A 6,327-nucleotide genomic window follows, 5' to 3' on the forward strand; every position below is an offset into this window, starting at 1 on the left:
CTCCCCAGCCCTCCCCCGCGAGCGGGAGAGGGGGCGCGTCGCGCAGGGGGCGACGGCGCCCGGACACAAGAGCGGTCTTCCTCACGGATTGGCCTTCTCGAACGCCCGCAACTGCTCGTTGCCGCGCGCCTGCGCGGCGGTAAGGGCCGCCTGCGCGCTCTTCTGGCCGGAGAGCGTCGCCTCCAGCTCCTCCTCGATCACGTCGCGGATCTGGAGGAAATTGCCGAAGCGCAGGCCCTTGGAATTGGCGGTGGGCGCCTTCAGCGTCATCTGACGGATGGAAACGTCCGTGCCGGGGTTCTTCTCATAGAAGCCCTGGGCGCGGGAGAGGTCGTAGGCGGCCTTCGTGATGGGGAGATACCCCGTGTTCTGGTGCCACCACGCCTGCACCTCGGGCCGCGACAGGTAGCTGAAGAACCTGGCCACGCCCTTGTATTCCGCCGCCGGACGGCCGGTGAGCACCCACAGGGTGGCCCCGCCGATGATGGAATTTTGCGGCGCGCCGGTCACGTCGGGCCAGTAGGGCATCATGCCGTAGCCCAGCTCGAACTTGGAATTGGCGAGGATGCCCGCCCGCGCCGCCGAGGAACCGATGCTCATGGCGCATTCGCCGGAGAAAAATTTGGGGTCGGCCTTCGACTGGCGGCCGCCATAGTCGAAGATCCTGGTCTTCTGCCACCGGGCGAGCGCCTCCCAGTGCTTCTGTGTCAGGGCATTGGCGATGGTGAGGCTGGTGCCGGCGCCCCCCAGCCCGTTCTCCAGCGTGCCCACGGGCACGTTGTGCCAGGCCGAGAGGTTTTCGAGGTTCACCCAACTCGGCCACTGGGTGGTGAAGCCGCACGGCACCCCGGCCGCCTGCACCTTCAGCGCCGCCGCCTCCACCTCGGACCAGGTCTTCGGCGGGGTTTCCGGATCGAGCCCGGCTTTGCGGAACAGGTCCTTGTTCACGTAGAGGATGGGCGTCGAGGAATTGAACGGGAACGACAGCATGTTGCCGGCGGTGTCGGTGTAATAACCCGTCACTGCGGGCAGGTAGGTCTTGGGATCGAACGGCTCGCCGGCCTCCGCCATGAGCTTGTAGGTGGGATAGACCGCACCCCTGGCCGCCATCATGGTGGCCGTGCCCACCTCGAACACCTGCACGATGGCCGGGTGCTGCTTCGCCCGGAAGGCGGCGATGGCCCCGGTCATGGTCTCGGGGTAGCTGCCCTTGTAAACGGGCACGATGGCGTAATCGCCCTGGGTGGCGTTGAAATCGGCGGCGAGCTTTTCCAGCTTCTCCCCCAGCGGGCCGGACATGGCGTGCCACCACTGGATCTGGGTCTGTGCAGCCGCGGGCTGGGCGAGGGCGGCGGCAAAGGCGCAAGCCAGCAGCGCCTTGAACGAGCCGCGACGGGAAAAATGGACCATGCGTGCCTCCAGGGAGAGCGGCGGTGCCGTGCGGCCCGCGTCAGACCCGGATGGATGAAGTCGTTGCGTTACCGTTCCATGACAGGGGCGCTTCTCCGCTTGAACTCGGCCGTTGCCGAACTCGGCAACGGCCGAGTTCGGCGTGGGGAGGGAGGGGGCTGGCGCCTCTTCACCCGGTGGCGGTGTTGGTGGGACGGAGCGCCCCCACCCCCGCAAGCGGGAGAGGGAGGCCCCTATCTCTCCACCCGCACGCAATGGAGCAGGGCGCAGTCTCCGGCCCGCGCGGGCCGTGCCACCCCCGCAGGGCCCCGGATTTGCCGGCTTCGGCCCCGTGGGCTATGGAAAGTGAGCGGCGAGGCGTGAAAACGTCACGGATCAAGGCGGTAAAGAATGGGTTTGGCTTACCGGGCCGACGTGGACGGCCTGCGGGCGCTTGCGATCGTGCCTGTTGTCCTGTTCCACGTCCACCTGTCGGCCTTCTCGGGCGGGTATGTGGGCGTCGATATCTTCTTTGTCATATCAGGCTACCTCATTACCGCGATCCTGTACCGGGACATGAAAGCGGGCCGCTTCAGCCTGCTCGATTTCTACGACCGCCGCATCCGCCGAATCTTCCCGGCGCTGTTCGTGGTGCTGGCCGCGACCACCGCCGCGGCGCTGTTCCTCATGGTGCCATCCGACCTGCTGCTCTATGCGCGCAGCCTCAGGGCCACCACGCTGTTCTTCTCAAACATCTATTTTTCCAAGAATATCAATTATTTCCAGCCCGAGGCCGATTCCAATCCGCTGCTACACACCTGGTCGCTGGCGGTGGAGGAGCAGTTCTACATCGTCTTTCCCTTCATCCTGTTCGCCCTCATCCGCTGGGTGCGGCCGAGCCTGCTGCGGCCCGCCATCCTGGCGTTGATCGCGGCCTCGCTCGCCTATGCCGAGATCCGGCTGTCGCGCAATCCCATCGAGAGCTTCTTCTCGCTGCCGACGCGGGCGTGGGAGCTGCTGCTGGGCTCCGCCCTCGCGCTCGGGCTGGTGCCGCGCGTGTCGCCGCGCCAGGGGGCCGCGCTGTCGCTGGCGGGCCTCGGCCTGATCGTGTTCGCCATCGTCTTGTATGACCGCCACACGCGCTTTCCCGGCCTCGCCGCGCTGGCGCCGTGCCTTGGGGCCGCCTTCATCCTCCATGGCGGGGCGTCGGGCGCCAACGGCATCGTGCAGCGGGTGCTGTCGTCGGCGGTGCCGGTCTATTTCGGGCGCATCTCCTATTCGCTCTATCTGTGGCACTGGCCGGCGCTGGTGCTCGCCGCCTACTGGCTGGAACGGCGGCTGTCGCCCGCCGAGGGCCTGATGGTCGCCGCCCTGAGCGTGGGCCTTGCCAGCCTGTCCCTGTTCTATGTGGAAGCGCCGTTCCGCAAACCCCGGCAGGCAGGCGCCAGCCCCTGGACGCCGGTATGGGCGGGCGGGGCCGCCATGGCTCTGGTGGTCGCCTTCGCGGTAACCGCCATCGTCCGCGACGGCCGGTTCTGGCCCATGTCCGATTTCGCCCGTGAGGCCGATGCGCAGGCGCGGGCGACGGACCCCTTCATGTCCTGGTGCAGCGCATCGCTGAGCGGGCCCATGCGGCTGTCGGCGAAGCCCCAGTGCATCGCCGGCAAGCAGGTGGGATCTGAGGGGGCGGCGCAGGCATCGGGCGCGTTCGACGTGCTGCTGTGGGGCGATTCCCATGCCAGCGCGCTCATGGCCGGGCTTGCGGAGGCCGCCGCGCAGGCCGACGCCACCATCCGCCTCGTCATGCTGCCGTCCTGCCCGCCCCTGAGCGAGGTGGTGCCGCTGAACGAGAGCGTGAAGGGGCTGGAGCGCCAGTGCCCGGCCTTCAACCAGGCGGTGCTGGACCTCATCGCCCAGAACCGCCCCAAGGTGGTCATCATGGCCGGCCGCTGGTCGCCCTGGACCAGCCTGCCGCGCGGCTTCGCCATGCGCGACGCCCAGGACCGCTATCTGAGCGTGGACGAGGCCCGCGCCGAATTCGTCCGCGGGCTGACGCGCAGCGTGGACCGGGTGACCGGCCTGGGCATTCCGGTGGTGCTGGTGGGGCAGGTGCCGGAATTCGGCTTTTCGCCGCCCACCTGCATCACCCGCGCCGAATTCTCCGGCACCGACATCGCCCGCTGCCTGACGCAGGACCGGGAGAAGGCCCTGTCCGCCCTCGCTTACGCGAACGCGGTGCTGATGGACATCGCGAAGGCCAATCCGCGGGTGACCGCCGTGCTGCTCTCCGAGCGCTTCTGCGGCCCCAGCACCTGCGACGCCAGCGCGGGCGGCGACCTGCTCTATCGCGATCCGAACCATCTCAGCATGGTGGGGTCGCGCAGCGCCGCCGTCGCCATCAATCTCGGCGCCGCGCTGCGCGCGGCCGGCAGCGCCCAGCAGGCGAGCGGGCCGGCCCAGCAACCCGCCCTGCGCTGAAGCGGGCCGGCGGGGCCCCTTGGCATGGAACGCCTGGCAACGGCCCCGGTGAGAGGCGGGGCCGCGCGGGCGTGGTGACTCAATCCTGATCGAGCAGGCCGGCGAGCTTGAGGGCGACGCCCTGGGAGCCCTCCACCTTCAGCCGCCCGGTGGAAAAAGCCATCAGCGGGCCGATGCGGCCGGTGATGAGCTTGTCCAGCGTGTCGGTGGAGAGCTTGAGCACCGCATCCGCCTCGCCCGAGCCCTCGCCCACCTCGACGGCGGCGCCGGTGGCATCCAGCAGGATGGCCTCGCCGGTGTCGGTCAGCTCGAAGCGCACCTTGTAGCCGAGTTCGGACAAAGCGCCCGAGCGCTCGCGCATGGCTTCGACGAGGGAGGAAAGATCGGCCATCCGTGTCACCTCAAAAAAGCCGCCCCGGAAGCGGGGCGGTGGGAGGAAGTCGAGAATCGGTACGTCTGGTTCCGGGGCGCGAAGGCCCTCAGAACATGGCCCCTCAGAACATGGCCCCTCAGAACATGGCCTCGTCGAGGGCCATCATGGACGCCTTGCCGGCCTTGATGGACCCCCACAGCGCCGCCACGTCCGGCAGCAGCTTCTCCATGAAGAAGCGCGCCGTGGCGATCTTGGCGTCGTAGAAGGCGGCGTCGTCCGGGTTGGAGACGCGCTTCTCGAAGGCCACCTCGGCCATGCGCACCCACATGTAGCCCAGCGCGACCATGCCGAACAGGCGCAGATATTGCGTGGCCGCCGCGCCCGCCTCTTCCGGGTCCTTCAGCCCCTTCTCGGCGATGTGGGCGGTGGCGAGCTGGAGCGCACCGAACGCCTTGGACAGCGGGGTGATGAGCGGCCCGAGATTCTCGTCGTCGAGCTTGGCGTCCATGTAGTTCAAGACGGGATGGAAGAAGGAGCGCAGGTAGCGCCCCATGTGCGCCGGCAGCTTGCGGCCCACGAGGTCGAGGGCCTGCACCCCGTTGGTGCCCTCGTAGATCATGGCGATGCGGGCATCGCGCACATATTGCTCCATGCCATGGTCGCGGATGTAGCCATGCCCGCCATAGACCTGCATGCCCATGGAGGTGGTCTCGAAGCCGAGATCCGTGAACAGCGCCTTCACGATGGGGGTCATCAGCGCGGTGAAGTCCTCCGCCCGCTGGCGCTCCTGCGGGTCCTGCGCATGCTCCATGAGGTCGAGGGCGCGGGCCACCCAGCCGGCGAGCGCCCGGCAGCCCTCGTTATAGGCGCGCATGGTCATCAGGGTGCGCCGCACGTCGGGGTGCACGATGATGGGGTCGGCCGGCTTGTCGGGATGCTTGGTGCCGGAGAGCGAGCGGCCCTGAAGCCGCTCCCTGGCGTAGGCCACGGCGGCCTGATAGGCGGCCTCGCCGAGGCCGAGGCCCTGCGTGCCCACCGACAGGCGCTCGGAATTCATCATGGAGAACATGGCGCGCATGCCCCGGTTCGGCTCGCCCACAAGCCATCCGGTGGCCTCGTCGAACGACATCTGGCAGGTGGACGAGCCGTGGATGCCCATCTTGTGCTCGATGCCGGTGCAGGTGACGCCGTTGCGCGGGCCCACGGACCCATCCTCGCGCGGCAGGAATTTCGGCACCAGGAACAGGGAGATGCCCTTGATGCCCCTGGGCGCGTCCGGCAGGCGGGCCAGCACCAGGTGGATGATGTTCTCCGCCATGTCGTGCTCGCCGGCGGAGATGAAGATCTTGTTGCCGGTGATCTTGTAGCTGCCGTCTCCTTGAGGCTCGGCCTTGGTGCGCACGAGGCCGAGGTCGGTGCCGCACTGGGGCTCGGTGAGGCACATGGAGCCGGACCACACGCCATCCACCATCTTCGGCAGAAAGCGGTCCTTCAGTTCCTGCGAGGCGTGATTCTTCAGCGCCTCATAGGCGCCGTGGGTGAGGCCGGGGCAGATGCCGAAGGCGAGGTTGCCGGAGCACAGCATCTCCTCCACCAGCTTGTTCAGGCTCGCCGGCAGACCCTGCCCGCCATATTGCGGATCGCAGGCGATGCCGTTCCAGCCGCCCTCGCAGAACGCCTTGTAGGCCTCCTTGAAGCCCGTGGGCGTGCGCACCACGCCGTTCTCGTAGGTGCAGCCCTCAAGGTCGCCGGACTGATTGAGGGGGGCGAGCACTTCGGTGACGAATTTCCCGGCCTCTTCCAGCACGGCGTCGATGAGGTCGGGCGTGACCTCCTCCAGGCCCTTGAGGGTGGAGAGCTGTTCGCTGCCGTGCAGCTCGTGGAGGACGAAGCGCATGTCGCGCAGCGGAGGGGTATAGACCTGCATGGCGTTGGCTCCCGTGTCTGTGTGCTTGCCTTTCCGCTCGCCGGCCCAGTGGCCGGGAGCGGTGCTGACCCTCTCCCGCCCGACCTCGGCTATTGCCGAGTTCGGTTCCCCAAGAGCCGAAGCCGGAAACATCCGGCTTCGGTGCGGGGGAGGGCAGGGT

General features: G+C 68.2%; 4 protein-coding genes. 1 reads left to right on the plus strand and 3 read right to left on the minus strand.

The window, feature by feature from the left end; translation table 11 throughout:
• Nucleotides 1-81: 81 nt before the first annotated feature.
• The gene (gene ugpB / locus K9U40_RS21475) at nucleotides 82-1,410 is read right to left on the minus strand and encodes a sn-glycerol-3-phosphate ABC transporter substrate-binding protein UgpB (protein ID WP_282892152.1); all 1,329 of its coding nucleotides are present in this window, start codon (nucleotides 1,408-1,410) and stop codon (nucleotides 82-84) included.
• A gap of 390 nt (nucleotides 1,411-1,800) precedes the next feature.
• On the opposite strand from ugpB, the gene K9U40_RS21480 reads away from it, so the two are divergent.
• Nucleotides 1,801-3,867, plus strand: coding sequence for an acyltransferase family protein (locus K9U40_RS21480; protein ID WP_282892153.1), 2,067 nt, complete (start codon nucleotides 1,801-1,803; stop codon nucleotides 3,865-3,867).
• Between the two features lie 79 nt (nucleotides 3,868-3,946).
• On the opposite strand, the gene K9U40_RS21485 is transcribed toward K9U40_RS21480, so the two are convergent.
• Both K9U40_RS21485 and K9U40_RS21490 read right to left on the minus strand, forming a co-directional pair.
• Nucleotides 3,947-4,258 carry an SCP2 sterol-binding domain-containing protein gene (locus tag K9U40_RS21485; RefSeq protein WP_282892154.1) on the minus strand — a complete coding sequence of 104 codons (312 nt, stop codon included), beginning with the start codon at nucleotides 4,256-4,258 and terminating at the stop codon, nucleotides 3,947-3,949.
• Between the two features lie 118 nt (nucleotides 4,259-4,376).
• Complete coding sequence (locus K9U40_RS21490) at nucleotides 4,377-6,167, minus strand: acyl-CoA dehydrogenase C-terminal domain-containing protein (protein WP_282892155.1); 1,791 nt, start codon at nucleotides 6,165-6,167, stop codon at nucleotides 4,377-4,379.
• Nucleotides 6,168-6,327: the final 160 nt, after the last annotated feature.

This window comes from Xanthobacter autotrophicus, assembly GCF_030015065.1.
GTDB lineage: Bacteria > Pseudomonadota > Alphaproteobacteria > Rhizobiales > Xanthobacteraceae > Xanthobacter > Xanthobacter autotrophicus_D.